Source organism: Nitrospira defluvii (assembly GCF_905220995.1).
In the GTDB taxonomy this organism is placed as follows: domain Bacteria; phylum Nitrospirota; class Nitrospiria; order Nitrospirales; family Nitrospiraceae; genus Nitrospira_A; species Nitrospira_A defluvii_C.
Window position 1 is genome coordinate 1,219,240 of record NZ_CAJNBJ010000001.1, and the last position, 18,321, is coordinate 1,237,560.

Below are 18,321 nucleotides of genomic sequence, written 5' to 3' on the forward strand. Positions count from 1 at the left end.
ACTCCTTTTCTGACGGTTACCTCACGTCTTGAAACAACCAGGGGGCTTGTGTGCGGCGGCGTTGTTCGTACGCTCCGATCTGGGCCGCGTGCTGCAGCGTCAAGCCGATCGCATCCAATCCGCGATACAGACAGTCTTTTCGAAAGGGGTCGATCTCGAAGTGATAGGTAGTGCCCTCAGGCGTCGTCACCTGCTGCGCCGCCAGGTCGATGGTCAATCGGTAGCCGTCATGCGCCGCCACGCCGTCGAAGAGGGCTTGAATCTCTGAGCCTTGCAGGACCACCGGAAGAATGCCGTTCTGGAAACAGTTGTTGTAAAAAATGTCGGCGAAGCTAGGCGCGAGAATACACCGGAATCCCTGGTCGAGCAGCGCCCAGGGAGCATGTTCACGCGAGGAGCCGCAGCCGAAGTTATCCCGCGTCAGCAGAATCGAGGCCTGTTGATAGTGCGGCTGGTTCAGGAAGAACTCAGGATCCTGCGATCCATCCTTCCGCCGCCGCCAATCGTAGAATAACCCTTCCCGCAACCCGGTGCGCTTGATCGTTTTCAAAAACTGTTTCGGAATGATCTGATCGGTATCGACGTTCAGCCGGTCCAACGGAGCGACCAGGCCGGTGAGTGTTGTGAATGCGTCCATGATTTGTCCTTTTGTGCTTCGTATCGGCCGGCCGCTGTCATCAACGGACTCGGCCTCAGGATCGACATGCCTTCCCGCTTATGACCACTGACGGATATCGACGAAATGTCCTTCAATGGCCGCTGCCACGGCCATGGCCGGCGACACCAGGTGGGTGCGTCCTCCGGCTCCCTGGCGTCCCTCGAAGTTCCGGTTGCTCGTTGATGCGCAACGTTCCCCCGGCTGCAGGACATCGGCATTCATGGCCAGGCACATGCTGCAGCCCGCCTCGCGCCATTCGAATCCAGAGTCCTTGAAAATGCGATCCAGGCCCTCTTGTTCCGCCTGCCGCTTGACGAGGCCGGAGCCGGGGACGACCATGGCGTGCACGCTGCCCGCGACCTTCTTGCCCTTGGCGAACGAGGCGGCCAGGCGCAGGTCTTCGATCCGGGAATTGGTGCAGGACCCGATGAACACCTTGTCGATTTTGATGTCGCGAATCGGCATGCCTGGCTTGAGGGCCATGTACTCGATGGCGCGCTCTGTGGCCTGACGGAGTTTCTCATCTCCCATGGTACGCGGGTCTGGCACCGTCCCATCCACGCCGGTCACCATGCCGGGGCTGGTTCCCCACGTCACTTGCGGGGCAATCGTCTCGGCGCGTAATTCGACGACGGCATCGTATTTCGCGCCGGTATCGGTGTGGAGCTGCCGCCAGGCTGCCACGGCCTGGTCCCACAGCGCCCCCTTCGGCGCCATCGGGCGGCCTTTGATATAGGTGAATGTGGTGTCGTCCGGGGCGACCATCCCGGCCCGTGCGCCGCCCTCGATCGACATGTTGCAGAGCGTCATGCGGCCTTCCATGCTGAGGGCGCGAATGGCGGCCCCTGTATATTCGATGACGTAGCCTGTTCCGCCTGCTGTGCCGATCTTGCCGATGATGGTGAGGATGACGTCCTTCGCGGAGCAGCGCGGCGAGAGTTGGCCGTCGACCCGGACTTCCATTGTTTTGGGCCGCTTCTGCACCAGACATTGCGTCGCCAGCACATGTTCGACTTCGCTGGTGCCGATGCCGAATGCGAGCGCGCCGAAGGCGCCGTGGGTTGAGGTGTGGGAATCGCCGCAGACGATCGTCATGCCCGGGAGCGTGAATCCTTGCTCAGGGCCGATGACATGGACCACGCCTTGCCGGATATCATTCATCCCGAAGAGGGTAATGCCGAACGTGTTGCAGTTATCTTCCAACGTTTGGATTTGTTTGGCGCTGATCGGATCGGCGATCGCCACGCGGCGATCGGTCGTCGGGACGTTGTGGTCGGGAACGGCGAGTGCGGCGCCGGGACGACGAGGGGTACGACCCGCGACCGTCAACCCTTCGAATGCCTGCGGCGAGGTCACTTCGTGCACCAAATGGCGGTCGATATAGAGCAACGTGGTCCCGTCGGACTCGGCTCGAACCACATGGTCGTTCCAAATTTTTTCGAACAGTGTCTGTGCTGCCATGGTCATGCTCCTTGTAAACCCGCGCCTCTGCGAGAGATTGTGGCGTTGGGCTGATGCGCGTCTATTATATATGCGACCAGGCCTGTTGCATCAAGGGCAAAGGGACAGCGGAAAAAATTGCCTCTTCAGCTTTTCACACTGCGGACCGATAAGGGTTCCATGGAACAGGAACCGATCGACGCCGAACGCATCACGATCCCACGCTGGACGATCAAACGTGATCCTCGGGCGCTGGGTTGTTCCATCTGCGGTTCGGCGATCGTGAAAATCACCGCGGAATGGCGACAGGTGTCGTTCTGTACCTGCAGACTGATCGAGTACCGTGTGTTGCCGAGAGCTCCCAAGGCCCTGCCTGCCCCGTCCCCGGCCGCAGATTCACGCAAAGATCCGTAATATCGTTGGAACACCGACGAGCGCCGATTCTCTTTTCATAGACGGTGGATGCTGCCGGATGTTCCGGCTCATTCCCTCCGAGCCCGTTCCGCTTGGAGCAGGCTCTGCTGTGGCATCGAGCGGTCGGACTGTTTCTGGCGCACAGTGGCCAGGAACCGGCTGAATCAAGAGTGAAATGGAGGTTCACATGGCACGAGGGCGATGGGCGCTTCTAATTATGGGATGCGCGAGCCTGATCGCAGGGGGATTGGCCGAGGCGAAGGACCGCCCGCATGTGAAGTCGCTGATGCCACCCGGGTTGACCATCCCGGCATCGTCGCTGCGATCCTGTTCCGGTGAGGATGTGCTGGGCAATTGGAACCTCCTGACATTCGAGTCTTCCTATCGATTCAAACAGCCACAGGCCCCCTATCTATTTCCCTACCAGGTTTTTCAATACTCCTCTGAGCATGGAGCCAAGTCGGCTCATTCGCGCACGCCCATTCTCGGCAGCCCGGATCGGGTGTTCGAGGGCGTGCCGCTGGACCTGACGTACCAGGTCGAGCCGGGAGGCCGCGTCGTGCTCAAGAGCAAGGGCCGTGGCGCGGTGGTGGAAACCTGGTCGTGTTCAGTCGCGGGGCAAGACGCGGGGGCGACGGGCGACGGGACTGATCTCCGACGCGGCGATGTCGTGATGACCCTCCTCGGAAGCCACGGTCAGGCATTGTTCGTGCGCCATCTGCGAAAAATCGCGACATGACCGGGCTTGGCAGGCGACAAGTCGGCGTGCTACTACCGGCAGCATGCGGAGAGCCGGACCTGTTGCGTCGGTCCCTTCCGCCGAGGAGGACGTGGACGATTCGATTCAGGTGTGGCGCAGGCCGGAAGTGGTTGAGTGGTCGCAATGGTTGCTCGACAGCTATCGCCAGTGCGTGGGCCAGGAGCTGATGCAGCGGGTGGGCGGACCTGAAGCGCAGGCCCAGGCGTTGTTTACCGCGCCATTTGTGGTGGTGTCGCATGGGACGCAAGACGATCCGATTTTGAATTACGGATCGCAACTGGCGCTGACCCTCTGGGAGATGACGTGGGAGCAGTTGGTCCAGACTCCGTCCCGGTTGACGGCGGAACCGGTGAATCGTGCCGAGCGGGAACGCATGCTGGAACGGGCCCGAGTCCAGGGGTACCTCGACAATTATCGAGGGGTCAGAATTTCACGTGGCGGGCGCCGGTTTCTCATTGAGCAGGCCCTCGTGTGGACGGTCGTCGATCAAGCAGGGCATCGCCGGGGACAAGCCGCCACGTTTTCACGCTGGACCTTCCTCGAGCCGACGGAATCGAGGCACATGCTCCCCGCCGAGTGAAACCGATTCGGCAAACATGCTTGCCGGTCTGATCCACAACCCGCCTTCCCCATAGAGTTGTCGATAGACGACATATTCTTCTTCGGTTTCCGAATGCCTGGCCACGCCGAGCACTTCGTAGTCCTTCCCTTTATAGTGACGATAGCGACCGGGTTTGATCATGGTGTATCCTTACACGTTCCAACCTGCGGGACAGTCTATCGAACCGGGCATGTCATCACAACTCTCTCAACGCACTGACCGTCGGCATGATGTCGTGGTGATCGGCGGCGGATCGGCCGGGTACGCTGCCGCGCGGACGGCGCGCGACGCCGGCGCAGATGTCGCGATCGTCGATCAGGGGCCGCTGGGGGGACTCTGTATCTTGCGTGGCTGTATGCCGACCAAGACAATCCTTCGCTCCGCCGAAATCATGGCGCTGATGAAACGTGCGCGGGAGTTCGGGCTGGCTCCGGTGAACGCGCAGGCCGACCTTGCGGCCATCGTGGATCGCAAGAACCGGTTGGTGCAGGAATTCGCAGACTATCGCATCGCCGCATTGCGTGATCCAGGGTTCACCCTCTATGAGTCCCGCGCCGAGTTTATCTCGCCCCACGAGATTCGCGTGGGCACGCTGCATATTCGCGGCAACGCCTTTGTGATCGCCACCGGATCGCGCCCGGCTGAAATCGCGATTCCTGGGCTGGACCAGGCCGGGTATCTGACCAGCGATGACATGCTCGATGTGCGTCGCGCGCCGTCGTCATTGCTGGTATTGGGAGGCGGGCTGGTTGCAGTGGAGTTTGCGCAATTCTTCGCCCGCATCGGCACCAAGGTGACCATGTTGCAACGCGGTGCGACGCTCTTGTCCGATATGGATCAGGATGTCGGGCAGGCACTGGAAGCCGCGTTCCAAGCCGAAGGCATTGAGGTGATCACTGGAGTATCGTTCCAGCAGGTGACGTCGACGCCGACTGAGAAGACAGTGCATTTCCGTCAGGGAAGTGCCGTGCATTCGCGATCAGCCGAGCTCATTTTTCAGGCGCTGGGGCGTCGTCCGAACCTGAACGGGCTCAATGTGGAGGCGGCCGGAGTGGACGTCATCGATGGTCGTCTGGTTGTCGGCCCCGATATGCGGACTTCGCAGCCGCACATTTTTGCCGTGGGAGACGTCAACGATCTCACGCCCATCGTCCATTTGGCGATTCAGCAAGGTGAGACGGCCGCGTGGAATGCGACCCATGCAGAGGGGCCCGCGCGGGTCATCGATCACCGGCTTGACAGTGAAATGGTCTTCACCGATCCGCAGGTGGCGGTTGCAGGGCTGAGCGAGCGTCAATGTCGAGCGCGGTCGATCCCGTATTTGACGGCGTCCTACCCGTTTGCCGATCATGGGAAGGCCATGTGCCTGGGGGCGTCCCATGGATTCGTGAAATTGCTGTGCCGGCCGGATACCGGTGAACTGTTGGGGGCTCAGATTGTTGGCCCCGAAGCCGCGGAATTGATCCATGAACTCATTGCCGTGATGTATTTTCATGGGACGGCACAGGATCTGCTCCGCATTCCGCATTATCATCCTACGCTCGCGGAGATCGTGACCTATCCCGCGGAATCCATCCTCGAGCAAATGGGGCAGGCATGAGACGACTTGGTATCGCAGCTCCGTCCGTCGTGCTGGCCCTCGCGCTGGTATCCTGCGGGCAGCAGACCTGGGATGCCGCGATGCAGGCCGGCGAGGCGGCAGTGCAGCGGGGACAGTATGACGAAGCCGAACGGATTTATGCTGCCGCGATCAAGAAGGCTGAAGAGTTCGGGCGACATGATCGCCGGGTTGCGGTCACACTGGCCCGCCTCGCGCAGGCCTACAGCGCGCAAGGGAAATATGTCGAGGCCGAACCGATGTATCTGGAGGCGCTCAAGATCTACCAGGAGGTGCATGGCGAGAATCACTTGGATGTGGCGGCCATGCTGAACAACCTCGGCGTGTTGCACCGCAAGCACGGGCAATTTGCCGACGCCCAGCGACTGTTGACCCGCGCGCTGGCCATCAAAGAGACTTTGCTCGGGAAAGAGCATCTTGAAGTCGCGCTGGCGCTGAGTAACCTGGCCGCGCTGTCCATGGCGCAAGGTGAGGCCGGGCAGGCCTCCACGCTGCTTGCGCGGGCCTTGGCGGTGCGGGAAAAGCAGTTGGGGGCCGATCATCCCGATGTGGCCAAGACGCTCGTGGATTACGCTGCTGCGTTGCGCAAGGTCGGGCGGAACGCTGAGGCAGATGCGCTTGACGCACGAGCAGGCGAGATTCGAGCGAAGGCGAAGTCCTGACGCCGAACGGGGAAAAAGTTGAACCGGTTGGATGTGCCGGTGTAGCGTAGGGCATCGAGGTGAGTAGGGGGACGGGGATGGCGGATTTGCGGACCAGTGCATTGATTGCGCGCGGAGTCGGCGTGGTGTGCATCGCCGGCGGATTTATGCTCGGCGTCTACGGGTTGGAGTTTCCCAACACCATCTGGCTGCAAACTGCATTGGGGCTGCTGGTGACCGGCATGATGGCTCAGGGGTATGCAATGTATTGTTCTGTTCGGTGGGTCAGGGAACAGCGTGATTCGGAACGGTAGGCCGTCGATGGAGACCACGCGTCGTGAGCGGACAGGCCGGGGTCGAGTGACGGCGATCCTGCTACTGTTGTGCCTCGTGACGCTGTCCGGCTGCGGGGGACCCTGGCGCGATCGGTATCTGGACAAGGGATTGAAGAGACTCACGCAGGACGATATTGCGGAGAAGTTCGGTCCGCCGAGCACCGCCAAGACACCGGTGCTGGGCGGCAATACCGTCTGGACCTATCGTGTGCCGATGGGGGATCGTGAAGTCCATCCGTGGGATCCCAGTAGCTTGACCGCCGGAAAGAAAACGAAAGCCCCGCCTTCACCCTCGCCGTTCGGAAAGAGCTTGGCCGGCAACGAAGAGCCCTATCGAGAGCCGCTGTATTGTTATCGGTATACCCTGTCCTTTGACGAAGACAAACGATTGAAGGACTGGAAACGCGAAGAATGTGTTCCTCGCGCGAGTGAGGAAGAGACCGACTCACAGTGAGGCCTGTAGACGACTCTATGCAAGAGCTGCTGCCGGTGATCGGGTCCAGCGTATTCTTCGATCTCCTGAAGTCCATTCTCCTGCTGCTCATCCTCTTGATCGCGCGAACCATCCTGGTTCGTTGGATTAAGGGCAATTCCACCCTGACCATCGACGCCAAGCGCCGCTGGATTGTGACCACTCGCAACAGTATAGTGTTGGGCCTGTTCGTGGGACTGGTGGTGATTTGGGCCCACGAGTTGGAGGCCTTTGCCGTCTCCCTGGTTGCGCTGGCGGCCACCGTGGTGCTGGCGACGAAAGAATTGATTCTCTGCTGGAGCGGCGCCGCGTTGCGCGTCGGGGGTGGGGTGTACGGTGTGGGAGATCGAATACAGCTGGGGACCTATCGCGGTGTCGTGCTGGAGTATGACGTCTTCGCCACCAAGTTGCTGGAGATTGGCCCAGGGCAGACCTCGCACCTGTATACCGGTCGAACGGTGGTGTTTCCCAATAGCCTCCTCTTCGGGAATCCGTTGATCAAGGAAAGTCCGTCGCAGGAATACGGTCTCTACGTGCTTTCGGTTCCGCTGTTGAGCACCGACAATTGGCAGGCTGCCGAGCAGGCGCTTCTCACTGCTGCCAAGGCAGAGTGCGCGCCCTTCATGGATCAGATGGGGCGGCAGATGAAACTGTTGGAGCAGCGCAATTTGTTGGAGGCCCCTTCGCCGGAGCCTCGCATCACCATTCAACTTCCCGAGGCCGGCCGTATTCACCTGGTCCTTCGCTTTCCGGCTCCGGACCGCGGACGTTCGCGAGTCGAGCAGGCCATCCTGCGTCGTTACCTGACCTCCTTCCGCCCGTAACGCCTTCGGCGGTCTCCGCCAAAATCGGCAAAACAATTGGCAAAAGAAACCCATCGGAGTATTGATTGGTGCTACATGCCGGTCGGTGTAATGAGGAAACCGGACACCACATTTCAGTCAAGGAGGGAGTTGTCGATGAGAAGGTCAATCGCTGTGATGGTCGCTGCCGCGTTTGTGAGCATGAGTTCACTGGCCGTTGCCGACGATCTGGGCTTGGGCAACATGTCTGAGGGGATCAAGCAGGACATGAGCGCCGTGTCCGACGATCTGAATGCCCACAAAGAGGAGCTGAAGAGCGACCTGAAGGCGAAGAAGGAATCGGCGAAGCGCGAATTGAAGGCGAAGCGGGACGAGGCGAAGGCGAAGAAGAAGCAGGCCAAGGCGAAAAAAGAGCACGTCAAAGCCAAGGCGAAGGCGAAGAAAGAGGCGGCGCATGCCAAGGTGAAAGAGGCGAAGGGGGCCGCGAATGATGCCGCGAGCGAAGTCGGGGCAATGACGAATGAGCTAAAGGACGCCGCACGCTACTGACCCAAATGAATAACACAACCGGCGGGGTCTTCCCCATCGGGGTTTGTGAGCCACGGCCTGTGATCGGCTACCTCCCGCTCGCAGGCCGTGGTGTTTCAAGGAAGTGTCAGTTGTTGCGGCGGACCGGCTCTGTTAGAATCCGCCCGCTGTATGAAAATCGCGACCTTCAACGTCAATTCCCTGCGGAAGCGTCTTGCAATTGTGTTGCAGTGGTTGGAACGCCATCAGCCGGATGTCCTGTGTTTGCAGGAAACCAAGGTTCAGGACAGCGAATTTCCTCTGACCGCTCTTGCCGCGTCCGGCTATGACATCACGTTCCGGGGGATGAAAGCGTACAACGGCGTGGCAGTGCTCAGCCGCACCAAGCCTGAAGCGGTGTCTTACGGCTTCGACGACGGGGGTGATGTTGAGGATGCTCGTCTGTTGCGGGTGGTCATTCAGGGGATCCCGATTATCAACACGTATGTGCCGCAAGGATTTGAGATCGACTCCCCCAAGTATCAGTACAAATTGAAATGGTACGAACGTCTACGGAACCACTTCGAATCGCATCTTTCCCCGAAGGAGCCGGCGATCTGGTGTGGAGACATGAATGTGGCCCCAAGACCCATTGATGTCCACAGCCCGGAGAAACATCTGAAACATGTCTGCTACCACGAAGACGCGCGCAATGCCTATGGGAAGACGGTTGCGTGGGGCTTCGAAGATGTGTTCTGCAAACTGTATCCAGATCGCCAGCAATTCACGTTTTTCGACTACCGTGCGCCCAGTGCCCTTGCCGCCAACAAAGGGTGGCGGATCGATCATATCCTCGCGACTGCACCGTTGGCACAACGATGTCAGCGTGTCGATGTAGATTTAGAACCGCGCCGCGCGACAGACCCCTCGGATCACACCGTGCTCTGGGCCGACTTCTCTCTCTAAGCTCGTGCCTGCGGCGGGACAGGGCATTGAGCAACCCCTCTCCCGCCGTTCGTGCGCTTACTGCAACGCTTCCACTGGTTCCAATAACAATTGTTCGGCCATTCGGGTACGCCGATTTTGTTCGATTAATGGATCGACGATCGATCCGCAATTGATGCATCGCCACACAAACGTTTCCGGGGAAAAATCCGGCCGCCATTCGTCCACCATCAGTCCTTGGCATCGTCCGCATGTCATGGTGTCCACCTCCTTAGAATGTGCCTCCAAAGCGTGAAGGCCGTGCCCATGTGAGGGAGAGAGTAGCAACGTGAGATTAAAGAGGTGTTAGTGAGACGTTAGAACACATTAATCAAACTTCATCTGAAATATCAGCATGTTGACGTCCACGGCTTAGACAAATTGAGAGGCGATCAAGAGGGTTCTGTCTAAAATCCCCATGCGAAATGAGAGTCATGAGCCTGAGACGGCGCAGACCGCGCCCGCAGATCCAGAGCCATAGGGCAGGTGTGAAGAATCGTCGGGGCGCACTGATGGTGGTGTGGAACACAACAAATAGATGTGTGACGACAGGGACTGGCCCTCGGGGTGGAAGAACCGTCGAGTTTCTTGACAGAACGTCCTTCATACTTTATCGATGAACTGGCGCTGCGCTCCCCATCGGGAGCGAACGCGTATTCGTGTCATCGGAGTCTGACATTCAACGCCCCAGACCGTATCAAGCGGAGGAGGGGTCTACGCGTATCTACGCCGATTACTCAACTATGGCTCAATTGCTGACGTGTCCACAGTGCGGGCAACATCACGTCTTTCGTTCCCGTTGTACCACGCTCATGGAGCGGCTCAAGTCGCTTGTCTACATCTCGCCATTCCACTGCCAATCGTGTAGTTGCCGCTTCTCGGCTTCACGGTGGGGATACAGTTATTCCAATCAGATGCTCGATCGTCGCGAACATTTGCGTATCCCGGTTCGACTGTTTTTGTCGTTCTCGGGAGGCAAGATACGTGGTGAAGGTACGGTGCTGGATATCTCGATGGGAGGATGTGTGATCGAGAGTCAGGCGTCGGTCCACGTGGACGACATTTTCTATCTGCAAATCGTGCTCGAAAATGAGCAGGCTCCACTCGAGGTTGCGGCGATGGTCCGATCCGTCAGCTCACGTGGCATTGCGTTTAAGTTTCTCCGCTCCGCGCAGGAGAACAAACGGCTCTTAGCGTTTGTGCAATCCAAGACGGAAATCTTGGGCACACACTCGTCCGTCTGACCCTCCTCGCATCTCGCAGGCTGGTGGCCCTCGTCTCAGCCCCCGCAGCGTCCACGAAAAAAATCTTGCGGATATTCTGCTACAGTGGAGTTTCCCAGGCCGAGGCTTGCGGATAGTCCGTGGTCAACCGTTCGTGTTCGGCGTGGTCGAACGATTCAACGATCAGGTCGGTGCGGTTCAATGGTTCAGGACAGGAGGGTGAGGAGAGAAAGTCTACATAGGCCTGTGCCTTCGCCTCAGTGCTGAATCGGCAGAGTCCATACTCAGGCATGTGGGAAGAGGGATGCCAGAAAGCCAAGCCGATCGAGCTACCCTGAAATACGCCCAGGGTGCGATGTCGAACCTGAAATCCTCCCGGCGTATCCGTTGAGCGGTCAAGTGCCATCATGCGTCCAAAAGCTGATCTGCGAGTGGTGACGGGTAGTATAACAAGCTCACAGGGAGAAGCGACATCTCGAGAGGGCAAGTCTCCCGGAGATCATTGACTTCGTCGGCATCAGCCTTAGGTGTTGAAGAAGCGCTGGTATGACGGCGGCGCGGAGGAGGAGTAATGAGCATGATTGTTGCGCGAATGGTGCTGGTATCGTTGCTGCTCACAGGCATGTTGACCTCATCGGGGTGCGGGTACAACGATCTGCAGGGGCTCGATGAAGACACCAAAGCCGCATGGAGCGAGGTCATCAACCAATATCAACGCCGGGCCGACTTAATTCCCAATCTGGTGAATACGGTCAAAGGCTACGCTGCGCATGAAAGGGAGACCTTGGAGAGTGTGGTGCAGGCGCGCGCCAGGGCCACCAATGTGCAGATCACGCCGGAGTTCCTCAAGGACGAGGCGGCCTTCAAGAAATTCCAGGAGGCGCAGCAAGGCCTGTCCGGAGCGCTCGGGCGTTTGCTTGCACTGGCGGAACAGTATCCCAACCTCAAAGCGGATCAAGGGTTCCGCGATCTTCAAAGCCAATTGGAAGGAACTGAAAACCGCATCACCGTGGCGCGCAAGCGCTACATCGAGAAGGTGGCGGAGTTCAACAAGATGGTCCGCTACTTCCCCACGAACCTGACGGCCAAATTCCTTCTCCATTTAGACGAGAAGGCCAACTTCACCGTGGCCGACGAAAAAGCTGTGGCGAAGCCGCCGGAAGTAAAGTTCTAACCTCCGTCTCGTGCGGCAGGGAGCGAATGCGATGCGGCTGTGTGGCCGAGTAAGGAAAGCTGTCCTTGCCGGATGGGTATGGCTCGTGCTGATGCCCGGCCTTCCGGCCTTGGCGCTGGACGTTCCCTCGCTCAGCGGCCCTGTGGTCGATGTGGCGCATGTTTTGCCGCCTGCCACAGTCGAGCAATTGAGCCAAGAACTCCGCGCTCATGAAGCGAAGACCTCCAACCAGGTGGTGGTACTGATTGTGCCATCACTGGAGGGCGAGCCGCTGTTCGATTTTTCCCATCGCGTGGCGACGACCTGGAAGCTGGGTCGGAAGGGCACGGACAACGGCGTCTTGCTCCTCGTGGCGCTCAAGGATCGAAAAGTTCGTCTGGAAGTCGGCTATGGGCTTGAAGGGGCCTTGACCGACGCACGCTCAGCTCAGATCATCAGAAACGAAATCGTGCCGCGGTTTCGGACCGGCGAGTTTGCGGCGGGTATCACCGTCGGGGTGCGGGCTGTGTTAAGCACCATCGAGGGGACCTACCATGTTCCTGAACGCCCTACGGTTAGCCCTTCAGATAGTGACAGGCTGGGGCAGGTCTTGTTGGCCGTGATCGTCGGCGTGGTGATCGGCCTCTTGTTTTCCCGGGCCCACCGAGTCCTCGGGCCTGTCGTGGGCGGTGGTTTGTCGTTCGTCGCGGCGCCGTGGCTGGTCCCCGCCCTCATCGCCGGCGGGTTAAGTCTGTTGCTGGTGAGTCTGTTGGGTGGATGGGGGCTATCGGTCGGGCCGAGGCGAGGGCGTCGCACCAGCGGGTTCGATGAGACCTGGTTCAGCACTCAGCGAGGAGGGTGGGGAAGCGGTGATCTGAGCGGGTCATTCGGCGGCGGCGGGGATTTTGGAGGAGGAGGTGCCAGTGGCGACTGGTGAGCGGCCGGCACTGACCGATGAGGAGCGCGCACGGATTGAGGCGGCGGTGCATGCCGCCGAACAGATGACCAGCGCGGAGATTGTCCCCATGATTGTCGGGCGGTCTGGTCTGTACCGCGAGGCGCACCATCGAGCAGGTCTGCTGGCAGCCGCGCTGATGCTGACCGCGTTACTCACGATCGACAGCGTCTGGCTGCCCTGGGGATGGCATGCCGCCAATGCGGTGTGGTTGCTGGGGGCGGCGCTGGCCGCCTACGCCGGCGGCTCATGGATCGGGCGGTGGCCGCCCGTGTTGCGCCTCTTCACGTCCCATGAACGGATGCGGCACAAAGTGCAATTGCGCGCGGAGCGGGCGTTCGCCCAGCATGGACTCACGCGCACGCGTGAACGGACCGGATTGTTGCTGATGGTGTCTTGGCTTGAGCGTCAGGTCTACGTGCTGGCCGACCATGCCCTTCGCGATCGGGTGTCGACTGAGCAGTGGCAGGACGTGACAGGGGTGATGGTCGAGCGTTTGAGGGCCGGGGATCTCGCTGGCGGGTTGTGTCGTGGAATCGAGGCGAGCGGAAGACTCTTGGCGCCTGTGTGTCCCCCTCGTAGCGGAGATAATCCGAACGAATTGTCCAACGATGTGATCCAGGATCTCTGATGGCCGGTTCTTCGCGGAGAATGGACGGCTCCGCTGCGTTTGGTTACAATCCCTGATAATGTCGGATCCCGCCGCTCCTGTTGAACCATCTCGACCAGCTTCGGACGAGACCCATTCCGTCGTCAAGGCGGCGGGCCTCATTGGTGTGGCCACATTATCCAGCCGCATCCTCGGATTCGTCCGGGATATGGTGTTGGCCAGACTTTTCGGTGCGACCCCGGCGGCGGACGCATTTTTCGTCGCCTATCGGGTTCCCAATTTGTTACGGGAATTGTTTGCAGAAGGGTCGATGTCGGCGGCCTTCATTCCGGTTTTTACCGAATACTACACTCTGAAAGCCAAACGGGACGCCTGGGAACTGGCCAGCGCCACGTTCACGACGCTGCTCACGATCGTCACCGCCGTTACGTTGCTCGGGATTCTGGCCGCACCCGGTATCGTGTGGCTCCTCGCCCCAGGATTTCGCGAAAGCCCCGACAAGTTGGCGTTGACGAGCCTGTTGACCCAGGTGATGTTTCCCTACCTGATTTTCATCAGTCTGGCCGCGCTCGCCATGGGGATTCTCAATTCGTTGCGGGCCTTTGCCGCCCCGGCTTTCTCGCCGGTCTTCTTCAATGTCTTCACCATTGCTTGCATGCTGTTCCTGGCGCCTTGGCTACCAGAACCTATTATTGGAGTGGCGATCGGCATCGTGGTCGGCGGGCTGGCTCAATTTGCGATGCAGCTCCCCGGCTTGAAGGGCCGCGGCATGCTGTTCGGCTGGCGGTTCAATCCCGGCCATCCCGGTGTGAAACGCATCGGGTTGTTGATGGTGCCTTCGCTGCTGGGATTGTCGGTGACGCAGATTAATATCACCGTCAGCACGATTCTCGCGTCGTATTTCCCCGGCGGTCCGACCTATTTGTTCTACGGCATGCGGCTGATCCAGTTTCCGCTCGGCATTTTCGGGGTGGCGCTGGCGACGGCGATTCTGCCGACCCTTTCCGCCCAGGCCGCCCGCGGGGCGCTCGACGAGTTACGGACGACGATTGGGTTCGGACTCAGGATGATTTTTTTCATCATCCTGCCGGCCATGGTGGGATTGATTCTTCTGCGTTATCCGATCGTGCATCTGGTGTTCGAGCATGGATCGTTTACGCAGGCAGACACGCTGGCCACGGCCACGGCGCTGTTGTGTTACGCCGTCGGACTCTGGGCCTTCGCCGGGGTACGGATTATTGTGTCCGCATTTTATTCGTTGCAGGATACGAGGACGCCGGCGATCACGGCGGGCATCGCCGTCATGGCCAATATTCTCCTGTCGCTCTGGCTGATGACTCTCTTGGGCGCCGCGGGCTTGGCGTTGGCCACGGCCTTGGCGTCTATGCTGAACGGGAGCATTCTTGTCGGGGTCCTCCATCGCCGACTGGGGCGTGTCGCTTGGGAGGCCGTATTGCGATCGGTCGCTCGGGTGCTGGGCGCCTGCATTCCGATGGTCGCGATCTGCTTATGGATCGCGGGTGCTTCACTGTGGACGGAGAGCGGCGGCTGGATCCTGAAGTCCGCCATGCTCTTCGGCGGTATCGGACTGAGCATCACGGCCTATCTCGGGGTGCATCTGGTGCTTGGGTCGGAGGAACTGGACGTGGTATTAGGAATGGTGAAACGAAAACTCGGGCGAGTCGCACGGAAATTCGGCGCAGGATGACATGACGCAGGCCAGCACGTTCAAGACACCTTGGGGCTGGGTGACGATCACCGCCTCAGAGAAGGGATTGACCTCGATCGACCTGTCTCCTTCGGCCCGCGTGAGCGAGTCGGGACCAGTGGGAGATGATCCTGCCGGTGCCATTGTGGAGGAGGCGAAGCGACAGCTATTGGCCTACCTGGATGGGGCGAGGCGTGAGTTTTCGCTCCCGGTGGATTGGTCGGCGGGAACGACGTTCCAACGAAACGTGTGGCGAGCGATCACCAAGATTCCCTACGGCCGGCTGCGCTCCTATCAATGGGTTGCCGTGCGGGTCGGTGGGAAACAGTATGCGAGAGCCGTGGGGATGGCCCTGGGGGCGAATCCGGTACCCATCGTGGTGCCCTGTCATCGGATCGTGGCGCATGATGGATCGTTGGGCGGGTTTTCCTGCGGGTTGCCGCTGAAACGGCGTCTCCTCAAACTGGAAGGGACGCTTGATCAACTCCTGTCCTAGCCCACAGTGTTCATGAGCGCTTCCACTGCCATCGCCGATCCGCCGCTGCGACGAGCCTCCGGCCGCCGGGCTCCGCGCGCCAGTTTCGCGACGCGGCTCAGCGATTTCGTGACGAACCGTCACGAATAATGCGGGCTCGCCTCCCCGGCCCATTCAAGACGAACAAGACATCCCCCATGCATCACAAGGCTGGTCTGTTCCCATGAAGGCAGTTATTCAACGTGTGACACGAGCCTCCGTCGAGGTAGAGGGACACACCGTCGGCCGTATTGGTGTCGGTCTCCTGGTGTTGTTGGGTATAGCCAAAGGCGACGAGGAGCGTGATCTGCTGCACGTAGTCGACAAGCTTCATACGCTCAGGATCTTTGCCGATGAGCAAGGAAAAATGAACCGATCTTTGACTGAGGTCGGCGGCGCGATCCTGCTCGTGTCTCAGTTCACGTTGCTTGGTGATACCACAAAGGGGCGTCGCCCGGGGTTCGATCACGCGGCCCCGCCGGACGAGGCGCGGAGATGGTATGAGCAGGCGGTGACTCGCCTTCGCTCGGCCGGAGTGAAGGTGGAAACAGGTGTGTTCGGTGCTCATATGCAGGTGGAACTCCTGAATGATGGGCCGGTGACGTTTCTGTTGGACAGTCGTCGGGGATCGTGAGTCCATGAGCATAGCCGGCGATGAATGGTATTTCCTTTGCCTCATCGGCACATCGACTGGTTATGTGATGATGAAAGATCCACAGGGTGCTCAAAAAGACCGTCCAGCCAGGCGCAGCGATGCGAAGGGGCGAGGCGTACCCGTGTGGTACGTTGAGCCTCTGAGCGATGTGAGAACGCCGCTGGTGGACTTTTTCAGCATCCTGTTAAGTCTTCCGTGCGGATGCCGATAGAGAAGCAGGGAGAAAGTCCGTTTGGTTTGAGTCTGGTCTGTTATACTACCTGCAAAGGGCAGGGATTGCCCGGGAGGTTGAGATGGGAAGTCCCGTTTCTCGCAGCCATCCACTCCGCCAGCTCTTCGGTGCATTGACGGAAAAGAGTTTCACTGAACACCTCGGGTGGCCGGATCTGAATGTCACCGAGTATCTCTCCAACCTGCTCGTCGAGTTCGCGCACAGCGATCAACTCTACAAAATCCAGAATACCCAGGGCCGCGCGGTCGATTCGGTCGTCGACATGCTGTTCGAATCCGAAGTGCTCTTGGGCGCGCACTCGTTCGAGCGAGAGCGCGATGTGCATCGGCACATTGGCGACTTTACCCTGTTCATGACGGGGCTCTTTCCTGAATACCTCCGCCGGCTCAAGACGGTCGGTCGCATCTACCACAAAGATTTCCTGGTGGATTATGTGAAGACGGGCAAACGCTCGTATGGGCTGGTCGCGGAGTACGGCAGTGTCGACCCGCAACAGGACTCGCCTTTGTTTAGAAAGTTGTCGGAAAACTTTGAGCTCTGCGTGACCGGATTAGGATTCGTCCGCTCGGATTTGGATCGTATGCAAGATCCCACCTGCCGCCGCGTGAAAGACTTGCTGCTGAATTGACACGTACACGACCGACCCTTCTCATCCATGGTGGCGCGGGGCGCCGCGCCATGACCGCCGTCCAAGCGGAGTGCCTTGAGGCCGCCCTGGCCGAGGGGCATCATTTGCTCATGGCCGGGAAACCCGCACTTTCAGTCGTTGAGGAAGCGATTCGCCGACTGGAAGATTCCGGACTGTTTAATGCCGGGCGCGGTTCGAACCGGCAACTCGACGGCGTGTGCCGTATGGATGCGTCGATCATGGAGGGCCATGACTTGCGAGCCGGGGCCGTGGCGTCCATCGAGGGTATTGTCCATCCGGTGACGGCTGCCAGGCTGGTGATGGAACAGACCGCGCATGTGCTGCTGGTCGGACAGTCGGCGTCCCGCTTCGCCCGCTATTTCGGATTGGAGCGCATCCCCCGTGCCAAAGCAACGGTTGGCCCCCAACCTCGGCAACTCCGACCGCGCGCCGGGGTGAGTCGCACAGTGCGCTTGCACCAGGCGATTCTAAAAACCGGCCGCCTTCGGGCAAGGAGTCTGGGGAAAGAAACGGTGGGGGCGGTGGCGCTGGATCTGTCGGGCACCGTCGCTGCGGGGGCTTCGACCGGTGGCGTGGATGTCATGTTGCCCGGCCGGGTGGGCGATACGCCCTTGATCGGCTGCGGGGTCTACGCCGACAACGACGCCGGTGCCGTCTCGATGACGGGATTGGGAGAGAGCATCATCCGTGTGGCTGTGGCCAAGGAGATCACCGATTGTCTCGCCGCCGGCGTGAGTCCGACCGTGGCAGCCACCCGGGTGCTCCGTAAGGTGGTACAGCGCGTCCACGGCGCGGCCGGGGTGTTGGTGTTGTCGCCTGATGGCCGATTCGCCATTCGCCACAGTACGCCGCACATGGCGGCCGGGGTCATCGGGCGTGGTGGCCGACCGTTTGTGCGTAGCCGGTTTGTGTCGCGCCATACAGATGTGATTGAGTAAAGAAAGGAGCCCAACCATGCCCGCACTGTTTCACCTCGCGTTTCCCGTTCACGATTTGGCGGCGGCCAAACGGTTTTATGTCGACGGTCTGGGTTGCGCGCTCGGGCGGGAATCCTCCACGGCTGCGATGCTCGGACTCGCCGGTCATCAAATCGTCGCCCATCTCTGCCCGGAGGAGATCCATCGGCAAAAGGGCATTTATCCCCGGCATTTCGGGCTGGTGTTGACGCAGGAGGAGGAATGGCAGGCGTTAGCCGATCGTGCGCAGGCCAACCACCTCACGTTTTATCAGCAGCCACGCCGTCGCTTTCCCGGGACACGGATTGAGCACCGCACGTTTTTCCTAGAGGACCCATCAGGAAATCTGCTCGAATTTAAGTATTACGTCCACGAGTCGGCGATCTTCGGAGAACAGGACTACGCCTCAGTCGGCGAGTCCAAGTAGCACAGG

At 59.8% G+C, this 18,321-nt stretch carries 25 protein-coding genes; 20 read left to right on the forward strand and 5 right to left on the reverse strand.

What is annotated here, in order from left to right:
• Positions 1–16 precede the first annotated feature (16 nt).
• A complete protein-coding gene (gene leuD, locus KJA79_RS05895; RefSeq protein ID WP_213041054.1) occupies positions 17–637 on the reverse strand; it encodes a 3-isopropylmalate dehydratase small subunit in 621 nt (206 codons plus the stop codon).
• A 78-nt stretch (positions 638–715) separates the two neighbouring features.
• Positions 716–2,119 (reverse strand): 3-isopropylmalate dehydratase large subunit, encoded by a 1,404-nt coding sequence (leuC, locus tag KJA79_RS05900; protein ID WP_213041055.1) that lies wholly within the window; start codon positions 2,117–2,119, stop codon positions 716–718.
• 159 nt (positions 2,120–2,278) lie between these two features.
• On the opposite strand from leuC, the gene KJA79_RS05905 reads away from it, so the two are divergent.
• The 3 genes from KJA79_RS05905 to KJA79_RS05915 all read left to right on the forward strand — a co-directional run bounded on the left by KJA79_RS05905 (position 2,279) and on the right by KJA79_RS05915 (position 3,852).
• On the forward strand, positions 2,279–2,512 hold the full coding sequence (locus KJA79_RS05905; protein WP_213041056.1) for a hypothetical protein: 234 nt from the start codon (positions 2,279–2,281) through the stop codon (positions 2,510–2,512).
• A 187-nt stretch (positions 2,513–2,699) separates the two neighbouring features.
• On the forward strand, positions 2,700–3,251 hold the full coding sequence (locus KJA79_RS05910; RefSeq protein WP_213041057.1) for a hypothetical protein: 552 nt from the start codon (positions 2,700–2,702) through the stop codon (positions 3,249–3,251).
• Between the two features lie 91 nt (positions 3,252–3,342).
• Positions 3,343–3,852, forward strand: a complete 510-nt coding sequence (locus tag KJA79_RS05915; RefSeq protein ID WP_213041058.1) for an MEKHLA domain-containing protein — start codon at positions 3,343–3,345, stop codon at positions 3,850–3,852.
• Here KJA79_RS05915 and KJA79_RS05920 read toward each other — a convergent pair.
• Positions 3,796–4,014: a DUF1653 domain-containing protein gene (locus KJA79_RS05920; RefSeq protein ID WP_213041059.1), complete on the reverse strand. Its 219-nt coding sequence runs from the start codon at positions 4,012–4,014 to the stop codon at positions 3,796–3,798. The two genes, KJA79_RS05915 and KJA79_RS05920, sit on opposite strands and share 57 nt — an antisense overlap.
• Between KJA79_RS05920 and KJA79_RS05925 the strand changes: the two genes are divergently transcribed.
• From KJA79_RS05925 to xth, 7 genes are all read left to right on the forward strand, one after another.
• Positions 4,013–5,473, forward strand: coding sequence for a dihydrolipoyl dehydrogenase family protein (locus KJA79_RS05925; protein WP_246507442.1), 1,461 nt, complete (start codon positions 4,013–4,015; stop codon positions 5,471–5,473). The two genes, KJA79_RS05920 and KJA79_RS05925, sit on opposite strands and share 2 nt — an antisense overlap.
• Positions 5,470–6,153: a tetratricopeptide repeat protein gene (locus KJA79_RS05930; RefSeq protein ID WP_213041060.1), complete on the forward strand. Its 684-nt coding sequence runs from the start codon at positions 5,470–5,472 to the stop codon at positions 6,151–6,153. The genes KJA79_RS05925 and KJA79_RS05930 overlap by 4 nt, the downstream gene beginning before the upstream one ends.
• 77 nt (positions 6,154–6,230) lie before the next feature.
• On the forward strand, positions 6,231–6,446 hold the full coding sequence (locus tag KJA79_RS05935) for a hypothetical protein (RefSeq protein WP_213041061.1): 216 nt from the start codon (positions 6,231–6,233) through the stop codon (positions 6,444–6,446).
• A 7-nt stretch (positions 6,447–6,453) separates the two neighbouring features.
• Positions 6,454–6,921 (forward strand): hypothetical protein, encoded by a 468-nt coding sequence (locus KJA79_RS05940; protein ID WP_213041062.1) that lies wholly within the window; start codon positions 6,454–6,456, stop codon positions 6,919–6,921.
• Between the two features lie 17 nt (positions 6,922–6,938).
• Positions 6,939–7,763, forward strand: a complete 825-nt coding sequence (locus KJA79_RS05945) for a mechanosensitive ion channel family protein (RefSeq protein ID WP_213041063.1) — start codon at positions 6,939–6,941, stop codon at positions 7,761–7,763.
• 135 nt (positions 7,764–7,898) lie between these two features.
• Positions 7,899–8,291, forward strand: a complete 393-nt coding sequence (locus KJA79_RS05950) for a hypothetical protein (RefSeq protein ID WP_213041064.1) — start codon at positions 7,899–7,901, stop codon at positions 8,289–8,291.
• Between the two features lie 150 nt (positions 8,292–8,441).
• Positions 8,442–9,215, forward strand: a complete 774-nt coding sequence (xth, locus tag KJA79_RS05955; protein WP_213041065.1) for an exodeoxyribonuclease III — start codon at positions 8,442–8,444, stop codon at positions 9,213–9,215.
• 57 nt (positions 9,216–9,272) lie between these two features.
• On the opposite strand, the gene KJA79_RS05960 is transcribed toward xth, so the two are convergent.
• Entirely contained in the window at positions 9,273–9,452 is a 180-nt protein-coding gene (locus KJA79_RS05960; RefSeq protein WP_213041066.1) for a hypothetical protein, read from the reverse strand.
• A 695-nt stretch (positions 9,453–10,147) separates the two neighbouring features.
• On the opposite strand from KJA79_RS05960, the gene KJA79_RS05965 reads away from it, so the two are divergent.
• Positions 10,148–10,477 carry a PilZ domain-containing protein gene (locus KJA79_RS05965; protein ID WP_213041067.1) on the forward strand — a complete coding sequence of 110 codons (330 nt, stop codon included), beginning with the start codon at positions 10,148–10,150 and terminating at the stop codon, positions 10,475–10,477.
• A gap of 79 nt (positions 10,478–10,556) precedes the next feature.
• Here KJA79_RS05965 and KJA79_RS05970 read toward each other — a convergent pair whose 3' ends face one another.
• Positions 10,557–10,865 (reverse strand): hypothetical protein, encoded by a 309-nt coding sequence (locus KJA79_RS05970; RefSeq protein ID WP_213041068.1) that lies wholly within the window; start codon positions 10,863–10,865, stop codon positions 10,557–10,559.
• Between the two features lie 162 nt (positions 10,866–11,027).
• On the opposite strand from KJA79_RS05970, the gene KJA79_RS05975 reads away from it, so the two are divergent.
• From KJA79_RS05975 to KJA79_RS06015, 9 genes are all read left to right on the forward strand, one after another.
• On the forward strand, positions 11,028–11,630 hold the full coding sequence (locus KJA79_RS05975) for a LemA family protein (RefSeq protein WP_425518094.1): 603 nt from the start codon (positions 11,028–11,030) through the stop codon (positions 11,628–11,630).
• 31 nt (positions 11,631–11,661) lie between these two features.
• On the forward strand, positions 11,662–12,546 hold the full coding sequence (locus KJA79_RS05980) for a TPM domain-containing protein (protein WP_213041069.1): 885 nt from the start codon (positions 11,662–11,664) through the stop codon (positions 12,544–12,546).
• Positions 12,533–13,195, forward strand: a complete 663-nt coding sequence (locus KJA79_RS05985) for a TPM domain-containing protein (protein WP_213041070.1) — start codon at positions 12,533–12,535, stop codon at positions 13,193–13,195. The genes KJA79_RS05980 and KJA79_RS05985 overlap by 14 nt, the downstream gene beginning before the upstream one ends.
• A 58-nt stretch (positions 13,196–13,253) precedes the next feature.
• Entirely contained in the window at positions 13,254–14,882 is a 1,629-nt protein-coding gene (gene murJ / locus KJA79_RS05990; RefSeq protein ID WP_213041071.1) for a murein biosynthesis integral membrane protein MurJ, read from the forward strand.
• Position 14,883: 1 nt separating this feature from the next.
• The gene (locus KJA79_RS05995; protein WP_213041072.1) at positions 14,884–15,378 is read left to right on the forward strand and encodes a methylated-DNA--[protein]-cysteine S-methyltransferase; all 495 of its coding nucleotides are present in this window, start codon (positions 14,884–14,886) and stop codon (positions 15,376–15,378) included.
• 202 nt (positions 15,379–15,580) lie between these two features.
• On the forward strand, positions 15,581–16,030 hold the full coding sequence (gene dtd, locus KJA79_RS06000) for a D-aminoacyl-tRNA deacylase (RefSeq protein ID WP_213041073.1): 450 nt from the start codon (positions 15,581–15,583) through the stop codon (positions 16,028–16,030).
• A 314-nt stretch (positions 16,031–16,344) separates the two neighbouring features.
• Complete coding sequence (locus tag KJA79_RS06005) at positions 16,345–16,911, forward strand: hypothetical protein (RefSeq protein WP_213041074.1); 567 nt, start codon at positions 16,345–16,347, stop codon at positions 16,909–16,911.
• Positions 16,908–17,870, forward strand: coding sequence for an isoaspartyl peptidase/L-asparaginase family protein (locus KJA79_RS06010; RefSeq protein ID WP_213041075.1), 963 nt, complete (start codon positions 16,908–16,910; stop codon positions 17,868–17,870). The genes KJA79_RS06005 and KJA79_RS06010 overlap by 4 nt, the downstream gene beginning before the upstream one ends.
• Before the next feature lie 16 nt (positions 17,871–17,886).
• Positions 17,887–18,315 carry a VOC family protein gene (locus KJA79_RS06015; protein WP_213041076.1) on the forward strand — a complete coding sequence of 143 codons (429 nt, stop codon included), beginning with the start codon at positions 17,887–17,889 and terminating at the stop codon, positions 18,313–18,315.
• Positions 18,316–18,321 lie beyond the last annotated feature (6 nt).

Excerpts from the sequence above, each read along its gene's own strand:
- KJA79_RS05940 (WP_213041062.1), top strand. The coding sequence starts at position 6,454 with ATGGAGACCACGCGTCGTGAGCGGACAGGCCGGGGTCGAGTGACGGCG.
- dtd (WP_213041073.1), top strand. The coding sequence starts at position 15,581 with ATGAAGGCAGTTATTCAACGTGTGACACGAGCCTCCGTCGAGGTAGAG.
- KJA79_RS06015 (WP_213041076.1), top strand. The coding sequence starts at position 17,887 with ATGCCCGCACTGTTTCACCTCGCGTTTCCCGTTCACGATTTGGCGGCG.
- KJA79_RS05970 (WP_213041068.1), bottom strand. The coding sequence starts at position 10,865 with ATGATGGCACTTGACCGCTCAACGGATACGCCGGGAGGATTTCAGGTT.
- leuC (WP_213041055.1), bottom strand. The coding sequence starts at position 2,119 with ATGGCAGCACAGACACTGTTCGAAAAAATTTGGAACGACCATGTGGTT.
- KJA79_RS05945 (WP_213041063.1), top strand. The coding sequence starts at position 6,939 with ATGCAAGAGCTGCTGCCGGTGATCGGGTCCAGCGTATTCTTCGATCTC.
- xth (WP_213041065.1), top strand. The coding sequence starts at position 8,442 with ATGAAAATCGCGACCTTCAACGTCAATTCCCTGCGGAAGCGTCTTGCA.
- KJA79_RS05980 (WP_213041069.1), top strand. The coding sequence starts at position 11,662 with ATGCGGCTGTGTGGCCGAGTAAGGAAAGCTGTCCTTGCCGGATGGGTA.
- KJA79_RS06005 (WP_213041074.1), top strand. The coding sequence starts at position 16,345 with ATGGGAAGTCCCGTTTCTCGCAGCCATCCACTCCGCCAGCTCTTCGGT.
- KJA79_RS05975 (WP_425518094.1), top strand. The coding sequence starts at position 11,028 with ATGAGCATGATTGTTGCGCGAATGGTGCTGGTATCGTTGCTGCTCACA.
- KJA79_RS05930 (WP_213041060.1), top strand. The coding sequence starts at position 5,470 with ATGAGACGACTTGGTATCGCAGCTCCGTCCGTCGTGCTGGCCCTCGCG.
- KJA79_RS05995 (WP_213041072.1), top strand. The coding sequence starts at position 14,884 with ATGACGCAGGCCAGCACGTTCAAGACACCTTGGGGCTGGGTGACGATC.
- KJA79_RS05905 (WP_213041056.1), top strand. The coding sequence starts at position 2,279 with ATGGAACAGGAACCGATCGACGCCGAACGCATCACGATCCCACGCTGG.
- KJA79_RS05920 (WP_213041059.1), bottom strand. The coding sequence starts at position 4,014 with ATGATCAAACCCGGTCGCTATCGTCACTATAAAGGGAAGGACTACGAA.
- KJA79_RS05965 (WP_213041067.1), top strand. The coding sequence starts at position 10,148 with ATGCTCGATCGTCGCGAACATTTGCGTATCCCGGTTCGACTGTTTTTG.
- KJA79_RS05935 (WP_213041061.1), top strand. The coding sequence starts at position 6,231 with ATGGCGGATTTGCGGACCAGTGCATTGATTGCGCGCGGAGTCGGCGTG.
- murJ (WP_213041071.1), top strand. The coding sequence starts at position 13,254 with ATGTCGGATCCCGCCGCTCCTGTTGAACCATCTCGACCAGCTTCGGAC.
- KJA79_RS05925 (WP_246507442.1), top strand. The coding sequence starts at position 4,013 with ATGGTGTATCCTTACACGTTCCAACCTGCGGGACAGTCTATCGAACCG.
- leuD (WP_213041054.1), bottom strand. The coding sequence starts at position 637 with ATGGACGCATTCACAACACTCACCGGCCTGGTCGCTCCGTTGGACCGG.
- KJA79_RS05960 (WP_213041066.1), bottom strand. The coding sequence starts at position 9,452 with ATGACATGCGGACGATGCCAAGGACTGATGGTGGACGAATGGCGGCCG.
- KJA79_RS05950 (WP_213041064.1), top strand. The coding sequence starts at position 7,899 with ATGAGAAGGTCAATCGCTGTGATGGTCGCTGCCGCGTTTGTGAGCATG.
- KJA79_RS05910 (WP_213041057.1), top strand. The coding sequence starts at position 2,700 with ATGGCACGAGGGCGATGGGCGCTTCTAATTATGGGATGCGCGAGCCTG.